Raw genomic sequence first — 21,625 nt, 5'->3', positions numbered from 1 at the left:
ATAGTTTTTAAAGATATAAATCCAAATCATTCTGGAACATCGAAATATTAAAAAAGCACAACAATATCACTACGGTACAAATTATAGGTATGATTATTAAATCAAATATTTTACCCATAAAAAAAGGGATATTTTTTTAAATATCCCTTTTCAATTTTATATAAAAAATATTATCGCAATGTAGCACCCAATTCGGTTTCAAAATTCTGAGTTAATTTACTCATTACTTTGTCAATTTGAGCATCGGTTAGTGTTTTTGCGTTGTCTTGTAAAATAAAACTAATTGCATACGATTTTTTGCCTTCTGGAAGATTTTTACCTTCGTAAACATCGAATAAATTAATGTTTTTTAGTAAGTTTTTTTCTGTTTTTTTAGCAATATCAAATAGTTGCACAAATTGAATTTCATTGTCTATCAAAAGGGCTAAGTCTCTACGAACTTCGGGATATTTAGAAATTTCGGTAAATTTGATATTGTTTGAAATTTGTTTAATAATCGAATTCCAATTAAAATCAGCAAAGAACACTTCTTGTTTAATATCAAAATGTTTTAAAATCGATTTTTTAACTGTACCAAACTCTACCAGTGTAGAATTTCCCATTTCGTAAACCATTCCTTCGGCAAAAACGTCGGTATTTAATGGTGATGAAATAATTTTAGATAATCCCAATCGTTCTAAAATAGCCAATACATAACCTTTAAACAAAAAGAAATCTGATGCTTTTTGTGGATTTGTCCAACTCTCGGAAATTTTATTTCCTGTCATAAATAAAGTTAGGTGGCTGTTTTCTTGATTTCCTGATAACAATTTGTGGTATGTTTTTCCGAATTCGAATAATCGTAAATCGCTATTTTTTCTATTAATATTGAAAGAAATTGCTTCTAATCCTGAGAATAATAATGATTGTCTCATGGCTGATAAATCATTGCTTAACGGATTGATTATTAAAACATTATTACTTTCATTTAAACTATCACTTAAGCTAGTATATGTAGGCGTTGTTAGCGAATTTGCCATCATTTCGTTGAAGCCATTTGCAACCAATAAGTTGGCAATTATATTCTGAATTTTATAATCTTCAGTCCTCGACGAATGAGAAGTTGTAGCATTTAATTTTTGTGTAAAATTAATGTTATTATAGCCGTACACTCTTAGTATTTCTTCAATTACATCAATTTCTCTAGTTACATCGACACGATAAGCAGGAATTACAAGTCCTAATGCCACTTTAGATATACTATTTACTTTTATATCTAACGAAGCCAATATTTTTTTGATGGTATCGTCTGGAATTTCTTGACCAATTATTTTGTTGACTTTTTCAATATTCAACATAACTTGGTGGTCTTCAATTTTCTTGGGATAAATATCTATAATATCTGAGGTTATTTGTCCGCCAGATACTTCGCAAATTAAAATTGCAGCTCGTTTTAGTGCGTATTCTGTGATACTGGGGTCTATTCCTCTTTCAAATCTGAAAGAAGCATCGGTACTTATGGTGTGTCGTTTTGCGGTTTTTCTTACAGAAACAGCATTAAAATAAGCACTTTCTAAAAATATAGAAGTTGTATTTTGAGATACTCCTGAATCTTTTCCGCCCAGCACACCTGCAATGCAAAGTGGTCCGTTTTCGTCGCAAATCATAATATCTTCAGTACTCAAAGAGCGCTCTACATCGTCTAATGTGGTAAATTTTGTTCCTTCTGCAACATTTTTAATAATAATTTTACCATTTATTTTGGTTGCATCAAAAGCATGTAATGGTTGTCCTAATTCGTGTAGAACATAATTTGTTACATCGACAACATTATTTTTTGGTGTTATCCCGATGGCTTTCAATCTGTTTTGAAGCCAAGCTGGTGATATTCCGATTTTTATATCGGAAATGGTTACACCACAATAACGAGGAACCAATTTATTATCATCGACTTTGACATCAATTTTTAAGGTTCTTTTTTCGATTTTAAAATTGGAAACCGAAGGTGTAATTAGTTCGATATTGGTTCCGTTTTGAAGCATTCCGGCTTTTAGGTCTCTTGCTGTTCCCCAATGCGACATGGCATCGGCACGGTTTGGTGTGAGTCCTATTTCGAAAACCTCATCATTTTCTATATTAAAAACTGCAGCAGCAGGTGTTCCTGGTGTTAGTTTTTCGTCTAGAATCATAATCCCTTCGTGACTATGGCCAAGACCTAATTCGTCTTCGGCACAAATCATTCCGTGACTTTCTTCTCCACGAATTTTTCCTTTTTTTATTTCGAATGATTTTCCTTCTTTGTCGTACAAAATGGTTCCAATTGTGGCTACGGGGACTTTTTGTCCTGCGGCTACATTACTGGCACCACAAACAATTTGAATTGGATTTCCGTCTCCTAAATCGACTGTTGTTATTTTTAATTTATCGGCATTTGGGTGCTGGATGCAAGTAAGTACATGACCTACTACGATTCCTTCTAGTCCGCCTTTTATAGATTGGTATTTTTCTATTCCTTCTATTTCAAGTCCTAGATCGGTAAGCATAGATGCTGTTTTTTCGGAATCCCAATCAGTTTTTATAAATTGTTTTAACCAGTTATATGAAATTTTCATGTGTAGTAATTATTGAGCTGCAAATATAAGTATTGTAGTTCGTAGTATAAAAAAAAGTTTTCCTTTTTTGAAATTGATTTATACTACTGTTTGTAATTAAAATAATAATAGATTACTGATATAGCAGATTTAGAATGATTAAGAAAGTTATTTTGCGCATTGTGTGTAAAAATCCTATTTTGAGATAAAAAATCTTTAAAACAGGATTTGCAATTAGTATTAGACGGTTTTTTTGTACTACTTTTGCAATCCTTTGGTTTTTAGCTTTCGAATGATCAAATAAACGAATAATATAGAAAATGTATAAAGAATTAAAAAATTTTAAAGTAAGCAATAGTTTTACTTTTACAATAGATGATAGTTTAGAGGTAGCTTGTAATGCTACAGAAACAGCAAGTGGAGTTTTCCTTGTTTATGCAGTAGATGGTGAAGTAAAAGAGTTAATCATGGTTGGATCTACGGGAACTATACAAAATGATGGTTCGCTAAAAAGTAAAGGTGGCGGATTGTATGACAAAATTGTAAATGGTCATCAGTTTGCAAAAACAGGGCGTAAATATTCTTGGCCAGCACAAATGAAAAAAGAAAATATTGCAAGATTAGAAGTATATTGGTACGATACTTATAATGATACAACAAAAGGGATTCCTACATTTGTAGAAGGACAAATTTTACAAAATTTCCTTGACCAAAACAATCGTTTGCCAAGATGGAATGTTGCTTTTTAAGCTATAACTTAATTTTTAAAAAAAGGTTTTGTAATTTATACAAAACCTTTTTTTTGTAGGATTTTAAAAATTATTTTGGCTGTACAAATTCTAAAGCTTCTAAATTTACTTTTGATGTAAAAACACCATAGTTTACAATGGCTTTGTTTTTTTCGATTTTATCTATTGTACCTACAGATTTTCCGTCGAGCATTCTAACTCTATCGCCTATTTTTAGTATTACTTTTACTTTTTCAGGTACTAAATTTGCTTTGAGTTTCTTTTCTTTTTTCTCTTTACGAATTTCTTCAACCTGAACGGTTACTTCCTCTATAATTACTTTTTTCTTTTCGGCAATGGCTTTTATTTCAGTTTTAGTGGCTTTTATTCGTTTTGAATTTTCAATTTCTACCACTTTTAAAAACTCACCAAGTAATTCTTTTTTATTTTTATTATTAAAATATTTTTCTGAAAGGGCTTCTATTTTTTGCCCTAAATAGATGGTTTTCTGGTTACTATCATATAATTCTTGGTAGTTTTCTAATTTTTGCTTGACTTTTGCATTTATAGTCTCCATTTTTTTGCTTTCTTCACGTGCTTTGGTTTCTTCTTCTTTCAGATTAATTGAAGTTTTTTCCATTTTAGATCGTTCTTTTTGCAAATTAGCAATGGTTTTGTCGAAACGAACTTTACCAGTTTCTATCTTCTTTTTGGCACGATTTATTAACCCAAACGGAATGCCATTTTTTTGAGCTACTTCAAATGTAAAGGAACTTCCTGCTTGTCCTAAAGCTAATTTATACATGGGTTCTAGTGATTTTTCGTCAAAAAGCATGTTGGCATTTGTAGCAAATGGCAGTTCATTAGCTAGTATTTTAAGATTGGTATAATGTGTTGTAATAATTCCAAAAGCTTCACGATGGTAAAATTCTTCTAAGAAAATTTCTGCTAAAGCGCCACCCAAATCAGGATCGGAACCAGTACCAAATTCGTCGATTAAAAACAATGTTTTTGCATTGCATTTTTTTAGAAAATAGTTCATATTTTTTAATCGATAGCTGTAAGTACTTAAATGATTTTCAATCGATTGGTTGTCGCCAATATCTGTTAAAATTCGATCAAATAAGCAGGTTTCGCTTCGTTCGTGCACTGGAATTAGCATTCCAGATTGCAACATTAATTGTAGCAGTCCTACAGTTTTTAAGGAAATAGTTTTTCCTCCAGCATTAGGTCCAGAAATTACAATAATTCTGTTTTTAGAATCAAATTCGATGGTTTGTGGATGTGTAATTTCGTTTTTTCCTTTATTTGTTAAATACAAAATAGGGTGGTAGGCATCACGAAAATATATTCTTCTTTCTTTTGTTATTTTTGGCAAAATTCCGTTTATTCTGTTGGCATATTTTGCTTTGGCAGCAATTACATCGATGTCACTTAAAAAATCTTGATACTGAATTAGTAGTGGTAAATACGGGCGAATTATATTAGTTAATAGTTTTAAAATTCTAGTTATTTCTTCTTTTTCTTCATATTCTAAATTACTTAATTCTCGGGAATATCTTAGTGTAGCTTCGGGTTCTATAAAGGCTAAACTTCCTGTTTTAGAGCTTCCTAAAATGGTTCCTTTTACCTTGCGACGATACATAGCTAAGACCGCTAAAACCCTACGGTTATTAACAAAGCTTTCCTTAATATCATCTAAATAACCCAAACTATTATATTGGGTTAGTGCCATGCCAAAACTTTGATTTACTTTGCCACGAACTAGGTTCATATCCCTGCGAATTTCTAATAAATTGGGAGAAGCATTGTCTTTTATTTCGCCATATTTATCGACTACATCGGCTATACTACTAATGATGTATTTTGTGAGTTCAATTTGGCTTGATTTTTTATATAGATTAGGATAATAATCTTCAAATTTTTTGAAATATTGAAGTAAAACATTTGTGTTTTCAGATAAAGTTGCAATTTTCCGAAAACTTCCTACTTCTAGGAAACTATCCTCGATGCCTAGAAATTTTATTTCATAAGTAATGGCGTCAAAACCATGATTAGGAATGGCATTGTTATTTTGAAAAGAAGCTATATATTCTGAGGTTTGATGCAAAGCTGTCATCATTGTTTCTTCGTCTTTGAAAGGTGTTATTTCTAGGGCTTTTGCTGCACCAATATCAGTATTGCAAATGCTAGAAACTGTTTCTAAAACAGTAGAAAATTGTAAATCTTGAAGGGTTTTTTCGGTAATTGAAATCATTTTTTTTAACTGCAAAGGTTCTAAGTTGCAAAGCCCCAAAGTTACAAAGTTTAGCAGTAGTAATGAATTAAACTGATTATATTTGTGCAATAATAATAAATGTTACCTATGATTAATGCTAATTCTTGGTTGGGTTTTTTTGAAATTGAAAAAGAGAAGCCTTATTTTGAAGATTTAATGAAAACTATTGATCAAGAATATGAAAATTATTCTTGTTTTCCTGCAAAGGATTTGATTTTTAATGCTTTTAATTTTTGTGATTTTACAAATTTGAAGGTGGTTATTATTGGTCAGGATCCTTATCATGGGGTTGGGGAAGCTAATGGTTTGTGTTTTTCTGTAAATGATGGTGTAAAAATTCCGCCTTCGTTAAAGAATATTTTTGCTGAAATAAATGCTGAATATGATCTAGTTTTTTCGCCAACTTCTGGTAATTTAGAGTCTTGGGCAAAGCAAGGAATTTTACTTTTAAATGCTTCCTTAACGGTTCGTAAGGATTTGGCTAACAGCCATAAACATTTGAAATGGAATATTTTTACCGATGCTGTTATCGAGTATGTTTCTACTCATTCTCAACGGGTTGTTTTCTTGCTTTGGGGTAGTTTTGCGCACAAGAAAGGGCGTAAAATAGATAGGGAAAGGCATTTGGTTCTTGAATCTGGACATCCTTCGCCATTGAGTGCTAATCGTGGTTTTTGGTTTGGAAATAATCATTTTAGGTTAACCAATGAGTACTTAAAATTGAATGGTTTTTCTGAAATTGAATGGTAATTTTTAGTATGGTTGATGGTATTTTCTACTATGAATTGTAGCCCCGATCGAAGTGAAAATCTCTCGCTTTTTTGCGAGAATTGTAACGCAGAGCGGGAATAATCTTGAAAAGAAATGTGTTGTTGTGCTTCTAATTATTTAGGGTTAGTTGCCCTAGTATTTCTTCGCTCATAAATTTTCCGCCTGGGTAATTTGCTGTGTAATCGAGATTTAGCCATATTTGTCCGCGCTCATCTATGTGATAGTGAATTTCTTTGTTTTTGCTTTCTTCGACAAAAAGTACTTTTTTTATTAGGTATATTACATTTTGTAAATCGCGTTTGTTGCCAATTAGCATTTCGGGATATATGTGTGCGTTTGTTTCGATTAGTCTTGGGATTCCGCCTACTGCTTTTATGCCTGCTGCCATGAGAATTGCGTGGTCGTCGCAATCGCCAGAAAAGTGCTGCAATGATTCTGATGCGTAAGCGATGTAGTTGTTTCCTTGGGGATCGTTTACGTAGTTCCAACGTGATTTTATTTCTTTAAATACAGCAAAGCATTGTATTGTTGTTCTGTAATTTCTGTATCCTTTTATTTGTTTGGTATCTTTGAAGTATTTTGTGGTTGCTGATAATGCGAAATTTCTAACTTTAGGGTTTTGAAAATCTATGGCTCTTAGTACTTTGTTTTTGTTTGGGAATGGCAATAATTTGCTAACAATAATATCCTGCGGATAGGGGTTTTCTTCCATTGTGTACATCATAGAACGATAGTCGTCGTAAACTCTATAAAAGCTATAATCGCCAAAGACTGATCCGTAAATAAGAAAGACTAGATATATAAAGATACAAATTACAATAATTGTTTTGAGTGCTCTTAGAATGAGCTGAAAACAGGTTAGGATTATTATAAATAATAAAATTCTATCTATGGGAAGTTGCCAATTTGGATTGATTAAATTCTGATTTATGATGATAAATACAGGAATGGTTAGTAAGATGTTTAATAAAAAAATGACAATATTATCCCAAGGCTTTGGTAAAGAAAGCGTTTCTTTGCATTTTTTAATAAATCCTTTTGTGAATTGTAACATTCTTTACTGTAAAAACGATAAAAATAAGCAATTATCTGACTATGGTATCAAAAGTAATCTTTTTATGAATAATAGATAGTTCAAATAGCTGATTTTGAACTTTGTTTAACATTTTTTCTGATAATTGTTCTTGTGACCACTGGGTTAGGGTTAACCATTCTTGAACATCTTCTGTTTTTAGGTTGTATCTTGAGGATAATGTTGTATTGATGTTTGTAATTTCTTTAAATTTTGAAGTTTTGGTATTAATTATTTCGAGAATTTTATGAATAATTTTTGGATGTTTTGCAAGTATTTCTTCACGAACGGCAATGACAAAGCATGGCCATGGCGTAGGACAATTGGCAATTTTTCTAAAAATACCGTTGTCAACTAATGGTTTTGTCATGAATTGTTCCCACATAAAATAATCGGCAGTTTGGTTTGTTAAGGCTTCTACAGCGCCGTTTATTGTGTTTACTATTTCGAATTGCAGGTTGCTGGTTTTCCAACCTTGATTTTGTGCATTTATAATAGACATTAAATGTGATCCAGATCCTAAACGGGAAATGGCTGGTTTTTTGTTTTCTAAATCTGAAAGCTTGTGGTATTTTGAATTTGCATCGACGTGAATTCCCCAAATAAGTGGGCTTTGCACATAAATTTGTACTATTTTGCTTGGGTTTCCTGATACGATGTCTTTTACAATTCCTTCGGTTAGAATTACGGCAATATCTGTTTGTTTATCACGAAGCATTTGGCACATTTTTCCTGTTCCTTCAGGGATGTCTGTCCATTGTAAATCTATATTTTCAGCTTCAAATTCGCCATTTTCTAGGCATAATTGCCATGGTAAATTGAAATGTTCTGGAACCCCTACTATTTTTATTGTTGTCATGAATAGCTTCTAAAATTAGACGTTTATATCTTTAAAATTATGCAATTTCGCATAACGAATCATGTTTGTAAATGCTTCTGTATCTAGTTTTGGGATTTCGAGAATAGAGTTTAATAATGTGGTGTCATATTCGTTAGGATTGGTTGTGAAATAAGGTTTTAAATGTTTTCCGATACTTTCGTAATATAATTTTTCGATACTGGTTTTGTAATTAAAATCGAGTGTGTTTTGTATTAAACTAAAATTAGTATATCCTACTTCTTGCATAATAAGTTGCACTCCTTTTACGATATTAAAACTTTTGTTATGCACGATATTAAGTTGCTGAATATCTTCTCTTTGAAAAGAATTTACAATTACTTTTGCCACATAATCTACAGGAATAATGTTTAACCCTGTTGCTTCATTTATTTGAAATCGTACATTTTCTTGTTCGTTTTTTCGTTGTGCCGTAAAGTGAAAAAATTTTGCTAGAAGATAAAAAACCATATATTTAGGAATGAAATAATTATTCTCTTTTCCTAACATTTTTCCTCCAATAACGCTTGGACGAAGAATTTGATACGGCAAACCTAAAGTTTTGCATTGCTGTTTTACAAAGCTTTCTGAATGAAATTTTGCATTTTCGTAAGCATTTCTGTGTTCTGGGATAAAATCTAGATTGTGAAAATCGTTGCCTATAAGTCCGTTTCTAACTCCTGAGGAAAATGCAGTACTAATATAGATAAATTTTTTGATAAATGGAGAAAAGGTTTTAAAAATGTCTTTTGTAATTTGGGCATTTTCATTAAATATTTTTTCTTTTTGGTTTTCATCAGTAGATAAATTAACATAACCTGCGGAGTGAATAAAATAGGCACCACGTATTTTTTGGGCATTATTATCTTCAATTTCAGACAAATCGGTATCTATGATTTCTAGATAAGAATGTAATTTTTCTAATCCTTTTTCGGCAAGAATTTGAGGTGTATAGCTACTAGATAAAAGTTCGTTTATTCTGTCTTTTGCTGAGTTTTTTCCTTTATTTCTGGTGATAAGAAATAGTTTGCCGCTAATAGAATTAGTTATAAAAAGCTCTAAAATTTCATACATAATATGAGATCCTAAAACGCCTGTTGCTCCTGTAAGAATTATTTTCATTGTAGTTTTGTTCTAAATGACAAATGTAGTTTTATATTGAAAGCTTTTGAATACATTTTTCTCTAATCTCCCATATTTTTTCGAAAGAAAAAGCAGTATTAGATTCTGTTAGCCAGTTTTTTATAAATTCTTGATGGTATTTTACTTTAAAATTGGCAACTTGGTAGGGTTCTATCTCGATTTCTTGAAGTAAATCGGATTTTATTTTTTCGAAATTGGATTCATTAGAAGTAGCATCGACTATTTTTTGATCAATTTTTAAATAACAATGTGCTTCTGGAATATAATTGATATTATTATCTGTTAGGATTTTTCCAATGTTTGTATTGGTTTCAGACATTTTATAAATGCCAATAATTAATTGAACGTTTGCAATGTTGTTTTTATTGGCATAATCTTTCAGATAAGCGTGTTTGGAGCTACAAGTTCCTTTATTTTCTGATATTACAAGCGAAAAATCGTGACGATTTGTGTTTCTTCCGTACGGAATTTGTTTAACGAAGTTTATAGTTTCTTGCCAATTCATATCGTTACAAATTGGGATTATTCATTTGCCACCATTTCCAAGGAGCACCGTGTTCATCTAAATAATCTTCTATGAAATTCATGCCGACTTTTTGCAGAATATGATTTGATGCACCGTTATCAAAATGTGTATAAGCGTTCATTTTATCAATTTTCATTGTATTAAAACCATAATCTAACCAAGCTTTTGATGCTTCAGTTGCGTAACCTTTGTTCCAAAATTTCTCGTTTAGACGATAACCGTAATCGTAAAAATTGGTGTTTCCGTTTTCGATATGATTGTTTACAAATTTTATGCCTGTCCAACCAATTAGTTCTCCTGTTTCTTTTATGATGGTTGAAAAACGCCCAATATTATTCTCTAAATATTGTTGACGAACCATCTTGATATACTCGTGTACTTCTTCAATTTTTGTAACTGGTTTTTGCCATAAATAATTATGAACTTCTGGATTTTTGTCCATATCAAAAAGTGCTTCGGCATCTGATAATTCAAACGGGCGAAGCATAAGTCGGTCGGTTTCTAGGATTAGGTTCATTTATTATTTTTTGAACACAGATTTGAGAAATTTGAATAATCTATACAATTTCTCGGATTTCTTAAATCCGTGTTTCTTTTTATTTGCTTAATTTCTCTAAAGCATACGCAATTAACTCATCAACGGCTTTGTAAGGATCTTGGCTAAAGGTTCCAGAAGCACGATTGGCAATGATAGCATTTAGTGACAAGCAATGATGACCTAAAAGTTTACCAAGCCCATATATTGCACTAGTTTCCATTTCTAGATTGGTAATTCTGTTGTCTTCAAAATTGAAGTTATCCATTTTAGAATTTAAACTTTCGTCTTGAATATTTAGACGTAAAACACGACCTTGCGGACCATAAAAGCCTCCTGCGGTTGCTGTAATTCCTTTGTGTATTTTCTCGCTTTCTATTAGTTTTTCTAATTCTTCTGAACAAGGAATTATATAAGGCTTTCCTTTTCTTAAATCCCAATTGGTGTGTTTTATAAAAGCATCTTCCATTTCAGGTATTGAAACTTCGTCGATTAAATAGGAGCGAAGCATGTTGTCTAATCCTAATCCGAATTTTGCCATTACAAAACTATCACAAGGTATATCGGCTTGCAAAGAGCCTGAAGTGCCTATTCTAATAATATTTAAAGAGGTAAGATTTTCTTTTGGTTTGCGTGTTGCTAAATCGATGTTGACTAAAGCATCTAATTCGTTCATTACAATATCTATATTGTCTGGACCAATTCCTGTAGACATTACTGTAATTCGTTTGCCTTTTATTGTTCCTGTTTGAGTTTTGAACTCTCTTTTTTGTGTTGAAAATTCGATGCTATCGAAATGTTGTGTAATTTTTGATACGCGTTCTTGGTCACCTACAAAAATAATGTTGTGTGCTATATTTTCAGGAAGTAGGTTTAAGTGATATACACTTCCGTCTGGGTTTAGTATTAATTCTGATGATTGTATCATTTTTTTTGTTTTTTAACCACAATGTTCACAAAGTGTTTCTTATGTTTTTTTTTGCTTTTTAACCACAAAGTTTACAAAGGTTTTCACAAAGTTCACAAAGTGTTTCTTATGTTTTTTTTTTAACCACAAAGTGCACAAAGGTTTTCGCAAAGTTCACAAAGTGTTTCTTATGTTTTTTGTTTTTTAACCACAATGTTCACAAAGGTTTTCGCAAAGTTCACAAAGTTTTTCTTATGTTTTTTTGTTTTTTAACCACAAAGTTTACAAAGGTTTTCACAAAGTTCACAAAGTGTTTCTTATGTTTTTTTTTTTTGTTTTTTAACCACAAAGTTGACAAAGGTTTTCGCAAAGTTTACAAAGTGTTTCTTATGTTTTTTAACCATAATGTTCACAAAGGTTTTCGCAAAGTTTACAAAGTGTTTCTTATGTTTCTTATGTTTTTTTGTTTTGAGAAATCTAAACTCTAAAATTGCTTATCCTCCCACACGTTTTACTTTAAATCCTTTTAGTTTCAGTATTTCCATAATTTTATCGCGGTAATCTCCTTGAATTATTATCGAATCGTCTTTGAAAGTTCCGCCAACACTGAGTTTGGTTTTTATTTCTTTGGCTAAAATTTTAAAATCTTCGTCACTTCCTTCATAGCCTTCAATAATTGTGGTGGCTTTTCCTTTTCGTTTTTCGTATTTACAAATCATAGGTTCTTTTTGAACGTATAGTTCGTGTTCTACTTCTGGAATTGCTTCTTCTGGAGCTGGCTCGTGATTTGGGAAAAGGTTTTTTAGTTGGTCTTGTAAGTCCATAATTTTAATGTTTTTTGAACACAGATTTGAGAAATTTAAGAAATCTTAATACTTATTATGTTTTTTAAATTCATTTGTAAAAATCTTTCTAATAAATTGTGGGTCTTTTCCAAAGTTTAATAACAAACCTACTTCACAATCTGTTGCTTTTAAATAATTTAATAGTTGACATTCGTGGGCTTCAACCATATACTCAACACACTTTAACTCAATAATTACTGAATTATTTACTATTAAATCTGGAATATACTCTCCAACGATTTCATTTTTATAATGAACATTTAATTTTTTTTGATTTTCAACTTCAAACCCTCTTTTTTTTAATTCTATCTGCATTGCATTGTGATATACTTTTTCAAGAAATCCGTAACCTAATTCATTATATACATCATAATAAATACCAATTAACGATTTAGTTAATTCTTGATGCGGAAAATTTTTCATATTTGTTTCTGTTTGGCGTTTATTTATTAATTTTTTGAATACAGATTTAAGAAATTTGAGAAATTTCTTAAATTATTCTAATTTCTTAAATCTGTGTTCAAAAAAAGTTTTTTATTATGGCTTGTAATCTGAAAACCAAAAAAGACATCAAGCGAACTCAATGTCTTTCTTAATGATATAAAATTATAAATTATTTTTTGATTAATCCCAAATCGACCAATCTTTCGTACAAGAATTCTCCTGCCGAAATATCTTCGTATAATTTTGGATTTTCCGCATCAACACAATTCTCTAAAACATCTAAGCGCATTTCGCTTACTGGATGCATAAAAAATGGGATAGAATAACGGGATGTTCCCCACAATTCTCTTGGCGGATTTACCACTTGGTGAATTGTCGATTTTAATCTGTTATTGGTATGGCGAGACAACATATCACCAACGTTTATAACTAATTCGTCTGGTTCTGCAATAGCATCAATCCATTCGCTATCATGATTCTGAACTTGTAAACCACGACCTTGAGCACCCATTAATAAAGTAATCAAGTTAATATCTCCATGAGCTGCAGCACGAATAGCATTTTCAGGCTCAACAGTAATTGGTGGATAATGAATAGGTCTTAAAATCGAGTTTCCTTCATAACCATATTGGTCAAAATAAAACTCATCTAAACCCAAATGCAATGCCAAAGCCTGTAAAACTGTAATTCCAGTTTTTTCTAACATTTGATAAGCTTCTTTACCAACCTCGTTAAATCTCGGCAATTCTTTAACTTCTACATTATCAGGATATTCAGCAGCATATTTCGAATCTTTGTCCACATATTGACCAAAATGCCAAAACTCTTTTAAATCTCCTTCTTTTCTGCCTTTTGCGTGTTCTTTCCCGAAAGAAACATAACCACGCTGCCCACCAATTCCAGGGATTTCATAGCCATCTTTTGTTTCTAATGGTAGGGAGAAAAAATTTCTAATTTCGCCATACAATTCACCAACCAATTTGTCATCTAAAAAATGACCTTTTAACGCTACGAAGCCAATCTCTTCGAAAGCTTTTCCGATTTCATTTACAAATTTTTGTTTACGTTCCGGGTTACCCGAAAGGAAATCACGCAAGTCAACACTAGGAATGTTTTGCATCTCTTAAATAATATGTTAATAACTTACAAATGGATAATACCATCATAAAACAAATGTATAAATATATTTTTTATTAGGAGCAATTTCCTGCTATTCGTTGCAATCTTTTTGTTTTTAAAGGAAAAACAAAAAGGATTTTCACTTCTATCAGGGCTAGGCAAACCAGTAATTATTCATTATTATTTTAAAATTCGTGATAATTTGTGTAATTCGTACTCAAAAAAACCATCTCTTTTTTATACTTTTACGCCACATTAAAAAAATACAATAACAATGAATTTCGACAGAAAAAACATATCCAACCAAACTTTACTCGATTTATACAAACGAATCCTAAAACCAAGATTAATCGAAGAAAAAATGCTCATTCTTATCCGTCAAGGAAAAGTCTCAAAGTGGTTTTCAGGAATTGGTCAAGAAGCCATTTCAGTAGGAATTACAGCAGTTCTAGACAAAGACGAATACATCTTACCTATGCACCGTAATTTAGGGGTTTTTACAGGAAGAGATATACCACTACACCGCCTTTTCTCGCAATGGCAAGGAAAAGCCAATGGGTTTACAAAAGGTCGTGACCGTTCGTTTCATTTTGGTACACAAGAATACAATATAATAGGAATGATTTCGCATTTGGGACCACAATTAGGGGTAGCAGACGGAATCGCTTTAGCAAATAAATTAAAAAAGAACGGAAAAGTAACCGCAGTTTTCACAGGTGAAGGTGCTACTTCCGAAGGAGATTTTCACGAAGCACTAAACATTGCTTCTGTTTGGGAATTGCCCGTTCTTTTTGTAATCGAAAATAATGGTTACGGATTATCTACCCCAACAAACGAGCAATACCGCTGCGAAAACTTAGCAGATAAAGGTATTGGTTTTGGTATGGAATCACATATTGTTGATGGTAATAATATTCTTGATGTTTATAATTTAATATCAGAATTAAAAGCATCAATGAAAGAAAATCCTCGTCCAGTTCTTTTAGAATTTAAAACCTTCAGGATGCGTGGGCACGAAGAAGCGAGTGGTACAAAATATGTGCCGCAACAACTCATGGATATGTGGGCTATAAAAGATCCAGTTGAAAATTTTAGAAGTTACCTAAAAGCAACAGCTGTTTTATCTGATGACGATGATGAGGCTTTTAGAGCAGAATTAAAGAAAGAAATAGATACTGATTGGGCACTCGTTCAAAAAGAACCAGAAATTATAGCTAGTTTAAGTGAAGAGTTAAATGATGTTTACAAATCTTATGATTTTGAAGAGGTTAACCATTCTGAAGAAGTAGAAAATATTAGAATGATTGATGCAATTTCTAATAGTTTGCGCCAATCTATGGAGCGTCATGATAACTTGGTTATTATGGGACAAGACATTGCAGAATATGGTGGGGCATTTAAAATCACTGATGGTTTTGTAGCGCAATTTGGCAAAGAAAGAGTTCGTAACACACCTATTTGTGAAAGCGCAGTAGTTTCTGCAGCCATGGGATTGTCTATAAACGGACACAAAGCGATTGTTGAAATGCAATTTGCCGATTTTGTTTCGACAGGATTTAATCCAATCGTAAATTTATTAGCAAAATCACATTACCGTTGGTTAGAAAATGCCGACGTAGTGGTTCGTATGCCTTGTGGTGGTGGTACGCAAGCTGGTCCTTTTCATTCGCAAACCAATGAAGCTTGGTTTACAAAAACACCAGGGCTAAAAGTTATTTATCCAGCATTTCCTTACGATGCCAAAGGATTATTAAATACAGCAATAAATGATCCAAATCCTGTTATGTTCTTCGAACACAAACAATTGTACCGAAGCATGTACCAAGATGTTCCTAAAGATTATTATACCATTCCATTTGGGAAAGCGGCTATGATAAAAGAAGGAACAGCAGTTACAGTAATTTCATTTGGTGCAGGAGTGCACTGGGCTTTAGATACATTAAACAAAAACCCTGAAATATCAGCCGATTTGATCGATTTGCGCTCGTTACAACCTTTAGATACCGAAACTATTTTTGCTTCGGTAAAGAAAACAGGAAAATGTATAATTTTGCAAGAAGATTCTATGTTTGGTGGCATTGCTAGTGATATTTCGGCTTTAATCATGGAAAACTGCTTCGAGTATCTAGACGCTCCCGTAAAACGTGTGGGAAGTTTAGAAAGTGCTATTCCTTTTGTAAAAGCTTTAGAAGACCAATATTTGCCTAAAGTAAGATTTGAAGAAGGATTATTAGAACTATTAAAGTACTAATAACCAATTGTTAGATATAAAAAAATCCGTTAATGATAAGTTTCATCAACGGATTTTTTATATCTATTATATTCAATAATTATCTCTTTTGGGCAACATAACCCAATTGTTCGTCTTCATCTTCAAATTCTAAATCGGCATCTTTTTCCCAAATTTCCATTTCGCACGGTTTGCAGTTAAATTTTAATTTATAAGCATTTTCACCATGTGTCAATGTAAGTGGTTCTACGACTTTTTCGCCCATAGTTTCTCTTTGAAAACGAGCGCATTTGCCTAGTTCGTATTTTACACAATACTTAGTAGTCATTACTCTTGCTTTTCCTGGATCCCATTGCAACTCGAAGGCTTTTTCTATTTCGGTTACGCCATGACGTTTGTAAAAAGCTTTTGCCAAATGGTTGGATACATTGTAAGTAAAATCGAGTTTTTCGACAGGATAAGGATGGTCTGTTTTTGTAATTTGAAATTCTTCGCGATGGTATTCGTTAACACGAATATCTATGAGTTGTTCTAGAACTTCTCGTCTTACTTCGTTTACTTTAGAAATAGGTAAAAACCAATTGTTAGAAAAATTTACCTGAATATCATCTATAATAAAAGGGGTATTTCCTGTTTTGGCTAAATTGGTTTTTATATTCGGAACTGTAGAGGTTTCGTTTTTTGCCACTTCTTTTTCTATTGTTAAAGTTGCTATGCTTTGGTGTCCGTCTTCATCGATGGCAAGCAATTGAAATCCTTCTAAAGTTTCGGTAAATTGTAAAGTAACGCCAATTTTGCGCACGACACTGTTCTCTTTTTCTACCATTTTATTAAATTCGGCATCAGAATTTCTGTAAATCATGGTACCAATAGCCAGTGGTTTAAGAGTGTTAGGAACTACAATGTTATTAATAATGATGTTTACTTGGGTACCATCGGCTTCGCCTTGCTCGTTAATAAAATAAAGTCCGTCGCCATTGTTTAGTTTCTCATAATTTTCTATCACATAACCATTGGCTTTAATTTCGATTAATTTACCAATGACTTGCCCTTGCGATTTTGGACTTTCCCAATTTCCTATTTTTTCTTTGCGTTTGTTTACAAAATAATCGGTATAACCACGATTAAAGCTGCGATCCATTTCGGCTTCAAAGTTGTAAAATGTACGACCAGAAGAGGCTTTTTGAAAGGTATCGTTATTTTCTAAAAAGGCATCTAATTTTTTTCTTAAATAGGAAGTGTTGTTTTTTACATACACCATGTCTTTTAACCGACCTTCAATTTTAAATGAGGTTACGCCAGCTTCAATTAGATTGGGCAATTGGTCGCTTAAGTCTAAATCTTTGATAGATAATAAATGACTGTTTTCGATTAAAGTTTTGCCTGTACCATCGGTTAAGTTATAAGGAAGACGACAGTTTTGAGCACAAGAACCTCTGTTTGCACTGCGTTCGCCACCTGCAATACTCATATAACAGTTCCCGCTAAAGGAAACACAAAGTGCGCCAGAAACAAAGAATTCTAATTCGACATTAGTAGCTTGGCTAATTTCTCTAATTTGGTCTAAGTTTAATTCTCTTGCCAATACCACGCGTTGCATTCCAGCATCTTTTAAGAATTTAACATGTTTGGGGTCTCTATTGTTAGCTTGTGTACTGGCATGAATAACGATAGGAGGAATGTCCATTTCCATAATAGACATGTCTTGTACGATAAGCGCATCTACGCCAATAGTGTATAATTGGTGAATTAATTGTCGGCAAGGTTCTAATTCATTCTCATATAATATGGTATTTATTACCACAAATACTTGGGCTTTAAATAAATGAGCATAAGTTACCATTTCGGCAATATCTTCTATAGAATTGGTTGCATTGGTTCTAGCTCCAAATAATGGTGCACCTATATATACAGCATCTGCACCGGCATTGATAGCGGCTATTCCTTGCACTAAATTTTTAGCAGGAGCTAAAATTTCAATTTTCTTCTTCATGTTTTATTATATATCCTTTATTTGAAACGTAAACCGCAAAAGTATAAAATACTTCATATATAAATTGTAGATTATTTAAAATTTGAATATAAAGTTGTTTTTAATGTTTTTTGCCGAACAATTTTGTACCAATAGCTGATTTTTTCTAAAAAAATTAAATTTCTTGAACTGTATTTATAATTGTTCCTATTTGTTGTATAGTAGCTTCTACAATATCGCCATGATTCATAAACTCTTGAGGGTTTCTTCCTGCTCCAACGCCTGATGGTGTTCCTGTTGCGATAATATCTCCAGGTTCTAATGTGAAAATAATGCTTAAATCTTCGATTATATCATTGATGTTGAATAATAAGTATTTTGTATTTGAATTTTGTTTTTCTAGGCCGTTTACTTTTAAGGATAAGTTTAAATTATGTGGGTTTTCTATTTCGTCTTTTGTTATTAAATAAGGTCCCATTGGTGCAAATGTGTCTTGTCCTTTAGAAACGATCCATTGTCCTTCACGGCGACAATCTCGTGCGGAAATATCGTTGATTATGGTATAGCCAAAAACATAATCTAATGCTTGTGTTTTTTGAATATATTTTCCTTTTTTGCCAATAACAACTGCTAGTTCTACTTCCCAATCTAATTGTTGGGTTAGTTTTGTGTTTTTTATAATATTTGTATTGGTTCCGGTTACTGTTGTGGTTGGTTTTGAGAAGATAATTGGTTTTGTGGGTAATTTGCCTGTTGTGCCTAGTATTTTTGCGCTTTCTGTTATGTGTTGGGTATAATTTAGGCCAATTCCGATGATGTTTTTTCTTGGTTTTTCGATGGGGGCAAGGATGGTAATTTGGTCTATTGTGTAACTAATTTGATCTATTTGTGCTTGGGTTGTTTCTGAAATTAAATCATTTATTTCGGTAATAATTTCAAATCCAAGGTCTATTAGTTCTAACATATCATTTGGTAATGGGAAATTGGATATTTCGCCAAAATCTTGCATATCGATAATTTGATTGTTATGAATAAATCCTAGTCTTGGTTCTGTTGCTGATGTTTTGTATGTAAGTAGTTTCATTTTTTTTATTTTTGACACTTGTTAAAAAAATAGTACTGTTTTTTTGATTGGTCACTTATGGTTGCTGATATTTTAGCCCCGATAGTAGTGGAAATCCTTTTTTGAGGTTTTTCTCCGAAAAAAAGATTGTAACGGATAGCGGGAAATAGCTCCTAAAATTTTGCTATACTTGCTTTTTTCCAAGCGGGAAATAGTTCGTTAGGTACTGTGTTTGCTTCTAATAATGAGTTTGTTTTTATTTCGGGGTATGTTTCTTCAAAGGTTTGTGTTTTGCCTAGATGTGTTCTTGTGCTAACAACTGATCGGTCTACTTTGTCTGGATGGTCTATTCCGGCTGATGCCATTAGATCCATTGCGCTTTTTACGGTTTCGTGCTGAAATCTTGCTACTCGGATACTTTTTTCTTCGGGAACTAATCCTTTGGTTAATTCTGGTTTTTGGGTGGCAACACCTGTTGGGCAGGTATTTGCATGACATTCTAGTGCTTGAATGCAGCCTAGTGCAAACATCATTCCTCGTGCTGAGTTGCATAAATCTGCGCCAAGAGAAAGATTTCTGATGATGTCGAATCCTGTAATAACTTTTCCGCTGCAAATGATTTTAATTTGGTCTTTTATTCCGTATCCGTTTAGGGCGTCATAAACAAAGGCGATGGCATCTCGTAGTGGCATGCCTACGTGGTCTGAATATTCTTGTGGTGCGGCACCAGTACCGCCTTCGCCACCATCGACGGTAATAAAATCGAGGTAGGTTTTGGTTTCGACCATGGCTTTGCAAATGGATAAAAATTCTGATTTATTGCCGATACAAATTTTTATTCCAATGGGTTTTCCGCCTGAGCCTTTTCGTAGCAATTTTATAAAATCTATTAATTCTAAAGGTGTTGTAAAAGCAGAATGGCTAGGTGGTGATAATATATCTTGGTCTTTAGAAACTAGGCGTATTGTTGCTATTTCGTCTGTTACTTTTTCTTTGGGTAAAATGCCGCCGTGACCTGGTTTTGCGCCTTGCGAGAATTTTATTTCGATCATTTTTACGTTGTGTAAAGTGGCTCTTTTTGTGTATTGGTCATAGTTAAATTTGCCGTCTTGTGTGCGACAACTAAAATATCCTGTTCCGATATTCCAAACTACGTCTCCGCCTTGCAAATGGTAAGGTGATAAGCCACCTTCGCCTGTATTGTGGTAAAATTCGCCTTGTTTTGCGCCATTATTTAAGGCTAAAATGGCGTTTTTGCTAAGTGAGCCAAAGCTCATTGCGCTGATGTTAAATAAACTGGCTTGGTAAGGTTTTGTGCATTGTGATGATCCGATGTGAACTCTCGGGTTTTGGTTTACTTGCGAAAAAGGAATAGAGCGGATACTGTGATTAATCCATTCGTAACCTTCCTTATACACATCTAGTTGTGTTCCGAAAGGCATAGAGTCTGTTTCTTTTTTGCTTCGTTGGTATACGATGCTTCGTTGTAAGCGGTTGAAAGGTTTTCCTTCTAAATCGGTTTCAACAAAATATTGTCGCATTTCTGGTCCGATAGATTCTAGTAAATATCGCATTCTGCCTAGTAATGGAAAGTTTCTGCGTATTGTTTTTTTAGATTGAAGCATATCATATAATCCCATTATGAGTAGTGGTACAAATATTATTAGTAGAAAACTAAATTTTAAATTAATATAAATTAATATTCCTGTTAGGGAAAGGATTGTCATACTAATTATTAGGAATGCTTTTCTCATTATGTATTATTTTGATGGTTCTTTTTTAGGTAATTGTGTTACAAAATTAATTCCTTTTGGGTAATTATATAGTTGGGTTAAAAGTACGTATTCTACTTCAATTGCGGTGATATCGAGAAAAAATAATCCTAGTATGCTTTTGTTAAGCCTTATTGGTTTTGTTTTTATGGTGGTAATAAATAGCGGTAGGGCTTGCTAGACTAAATTTGCTATAAATTATCGCATGGCGTTAAAATGATTTAAAATGATAAAAACTTATTTTTTTAGCTTTAAAATTAGATACTTTTTATTTTTTTTTAAATAAAAATATTAAATGTGTTTTTATTATAATTGCTAATTTAATATATTTATGCAAAATTTATATATATAGAGATTTTAGCTTGCCCAAAATGCCAAAACAATGTGATTATAAAAAGCGGTGTGATTAATAATAAACAAAGGTATTTATGCAAAAAATGCAATTATTATTTTACAGTAAATAAACTAGGTAAAAAGATTGATGATTATTATGTTGTTAAAGCTTTACAGCTTTATTTAGAAGGGCTTAGTTATCGAGAAATAGAACGCATTATTGGGGTTTCGCATGTTACGGTAAGTAACTGGGTAAAAGAGTATAGAATAAAAAAAAAATCGCAGGGTAATTACCATCCTACTTATAAAATATTGAATCATTTAGAGCTGGTAGAATATATTAAAAATAAGGATTTATTATCTGGTGCAGGAATGATTATAACCGAGCTTGGCGATAAGTTTATGCTTATGAAATGGAAACGTTTTAAAGATTAACTATA

General features: G+C 32.4%; 18 protein-coding genes. 4 read left to right on the top strand and 14 right to left on the bottom strand.

The window, feature by feature from the left end:
- Window positions 1-170: 170 nt before the first annotated feature.
- Entirely contained in the window at window positions 171-2,591 is a 2,421-nt protein-coding gene (pheT, locus tag B0A57_RS03705) for a phenylalanine--tRNA ligase subunit beta (protein ID WP_034098143.1), read from the bottom strand.
- Between the two features lie 299 nt (window positions 2,592-2,890).
- Here pheT and B0A57_RS03700 point away from each other — a divergent pair, with 299 nt between their 5' ends.
- Window positions 2,891-3,319 carry a hypothetical protein gene (locus tag B0A57_RS03700; RefSeq protein WP_011963185.1) on the top strand — a complete coding sequence of 143 codons (429 nt, stop codon included), beginning with the start codon at window positions 2,891-2,893 and terminating at the stop codon, window positions 3,317-3,319.
- Window positions 3,320-3,389: 70 nt separating this feature from the next.
- On the opposite strand, the gene B0A57_RS03695 is transcribed toward B0A57_RS03700, so the two are convergent.
- Window positions 3,390-5,555, bottom strand: coding sequence for an endonuclease MutS2 (locus B0A57_RS03695; RefSeq protein ID WP_011963184.1), 2,166 nt, complete (start codon window positions 5,553-5,555; stop codon window positions 3,390-3,392).
- 108 nt (window positions 5,556-5,663) lie between these two features.
- Between B0A57_RS03695 and B0A57_RS03690 the strand changes: the two genes are divergently transcribed.
- Window positions 5,664-6,326 carry a uracil-DNA glycosylase gene (locus B0A57_RS03690; RefSeq protein ID WP_034098189.1) on the top strand — a complete coding sequence of 221 codons (663 nt, stop codon included), beginning with the start codon at window positions 5,664-5,666 and terminating at the stop codon, window positions 6,324-6,326.
- Between the two features lie 130 nt (window positions 6,327-6,456).
- Here B0A57_RS03690 and B0A57_RS03685 read toward each other — a convergent pair whose 3' ends face one another.
- The 9 genes from B0A57_RS03685 to B0A57_RS03645 all read right to left on the bottom strand — a co-directional run bounded on the left by B0A57_RS03685 (window position 6,457) and on the right by B0A57_RS03645 (window position 13,816).
- Window positions 6,457-7,401 carry a transglutaminase gene (locus B0A57_RS03685; protein ID WP_034098145.1) on the bottom strand — a complete coding sequence of 315 codons (945 nt, stop codon included), beginning with the start codon at window positions 7,399-7,401 and terminating at the stop codon, window positions 6,457-6,459.
- Window positions 7,402-7,432: 31 nt separating this feature from the next.
- Window positions 7,433-8,278 carry a substrate-binding domain-containing protein gene (locus B0A57_RS03680; protein ID WP_034101124.1) on the bottom strand — a complete coding sequence of 282 codons (846 nt, stop codon included), beginning with the start codon at window positions 8,276-8,278 and terminating at the stop codon, window positions 7,433-7,435.
- Between the two features lie 15 nt (window positions 8,279-8,293).
- Window positions 8,294-9,418 carry an SDR family oxidoreductase gene (locus B0A57_RS03675; protein ID WP_011963180.1) on the bottom strand — a complete coding sequence of 375 codons (1,125 nt, stop codon included), beginning with the start codon at window positions 9,416-9,418 and terminating at the stop codon, window positions 8,294-8,296.
- A 31-nt stretch (window positions 9,419-9,449) separates the two neighbouring features.
- Window positions 9,450-9,944: a hypothetical protein gene (locus B0A57_RS03670; protein ID WP_034098147.1), complete on the bottom strand. Its 495-nt coding sequence runs from the start codon at window positions 9,942-9,944 to the stop codon at window positions 9,450-9,452.
- 4 nt (window positions 9,945-9,948) lie between these two features.
- Window positions 9,949-10,482: a GNAT family N-acetyltransferase gene (locus B0A57_RS03665; protein WP_034098148.1), complete on the bottom strand. Its 534-nt coding sequence runs from the start codon at window positions 10,480-10,482 to the stop codon at window positions 9,949-9,951.
- Between the two features lie 79 nt (window positions 10,483-10,561).
- Window positions 10,562-11,428 carry a nucleoside phosphorylase gene (locus tag B0A57_RS03660; RefSeq protein WP_034098151.1) on the bottom strand — a complete coding sequence of 289 codons (867 nt, stop codon included), beginning with the start codon at window positions 11,426-11,428 and terminating at the stop codon, window positions 10,562-10,564.
- 473 nt (window positions 11,429-11,901) lie between these two features.
- Window positions 11,902-12,231, bottom strand: a complete 330-nt coding sequence (locus B0A57_RS03655) for a translation initiation factor (RefSeq protein WP_034098153.1) — start codon at window positions 12,229-12,231, stop codon at window positions 11,902-11,904.
- A gap of 45 nt (window positions 12,232-12,276) precedes the next feature.
- Entirely contained in the window at window positions 12,277-12,675 is a 399-nt protein-coding gene (locus tag B0A57_RS03650) for a GxxExxY protein (RefSeq protein ID WP_011963175.1), read from the bottom strand.
- 190 nt (window positions 12,676-12,865) lie between these two features.
- Window positions 12,866-13,816, bottom strand: coding sequence for an isopenicillin N synthase family dioxygenase (locus B0A57_RS03645; RefSeq protein WP_038466976.1), 951 nt, complete (start codon window positions 13,814-13,816; stop codon window positions 12,866-12,868).
- Window positions 13,817-14,089: 273 nt separating this feature from the next.
- Between B0A57_RS03645 and B0A57_RS03640 the strand changes: the two genes are divergently transcribed.
- Window positions 14,090-16,066 (top strand): alpha-ketoacid dehydrogenase subunit alpha/beta, encoded by a 1,977-nt coding sequence (locus B0A57_RS03640; protein ID WP_011963173.1) that lies wholly within the window; start codon window positions 14,090-14,092, stop codon window positions 16,064-16,066.
- 79 nt (window positions 16,067-16,145) lie between these two features.
- On the opposite strand, the gene B0A57_RS03635 is transcribed toward B0A57_RS03640, so the two are convergent.
- The 3 genes from B0A57_RS03635 to B0A57_RS03625 all read right to left on the bottom strand — a co-directional run bounded on the left by B0A57_RS03635 (window position 16,146) and on the right by B0A57_RS03625 (window position 20,834).
- The gene (locus B0A57_RS03635) at window positions 16,146-18,038 is read right to left on the bottom strand and encodes a peptidase U32 family protein (protein WP_034098155.1); all 1,893 of its coding nucleotides are present in this window, start codon (window positions 18,036-18,038) and stop codon (window positions 16,146-16,148) included.
- Between the two features lie 154 nt (window positions 18,039-18,192).
- On the bottom strand, window positions 18,193-19,101 hold the full coding sequence (locus B0A57_RS03630) for a fumarylacetoacetate hydrolase family protein (protein ID WP_034098157.1): 909 nt from the start codon (window positions 19,099-19,101) through the stop codon (window positions 18,193-18,195).
- A 152-nt stretch (window positions 19,102-19,253) separates the two neighbouring features.
- On the bottom strand, window positions 19,254-20,834 hold the full coding sequence (locus tag B0A57_RS03625) for an FMN-binding glutamate synthase family protein (protein WP_011963170.1): 1,581 nt from the start codon (window positions 20,832-20,834) through the stop codon (window positions 19,254-19,256).
- Between the two features lie 345 nt (window positions 20,835-21,179).
- Between B0A57_RS03625 and B0A57_RS03620 the strand changes: the two genes are divergently transcribed.
- Window positions 21,180-21,620 (top strand): IS1/IS1595 family N-terminal zinc-binding domain-containing protein, encoded by a 441-nt coding sequence (locus B0A57_RS03620; RefSeq protein WP_089081993.1) that lies wholly within the window; start codon window positions 21,180-21,182, stop codon window positions 21,618-21,620.
- Window positions 21,621-21,625: the final 5 nt, after the last annotated feature.

Source organism: Flavobacterium psychrophilum DSM 3660 = ATCC 49418, from assembly GCF_002217405.1.
Lineage (GTDB): Bacteria > Bacteroidota > Bacteroidia > Flavobacteriales > Flavobacteriaceae > Flavobacterium > Flavobacterium psychrophilum.
The sequence above is the reverse complement of the archived record's forward strand: the minus strand, read 5'-3'. Positions and strand labels throughout refer to the sequence as shown.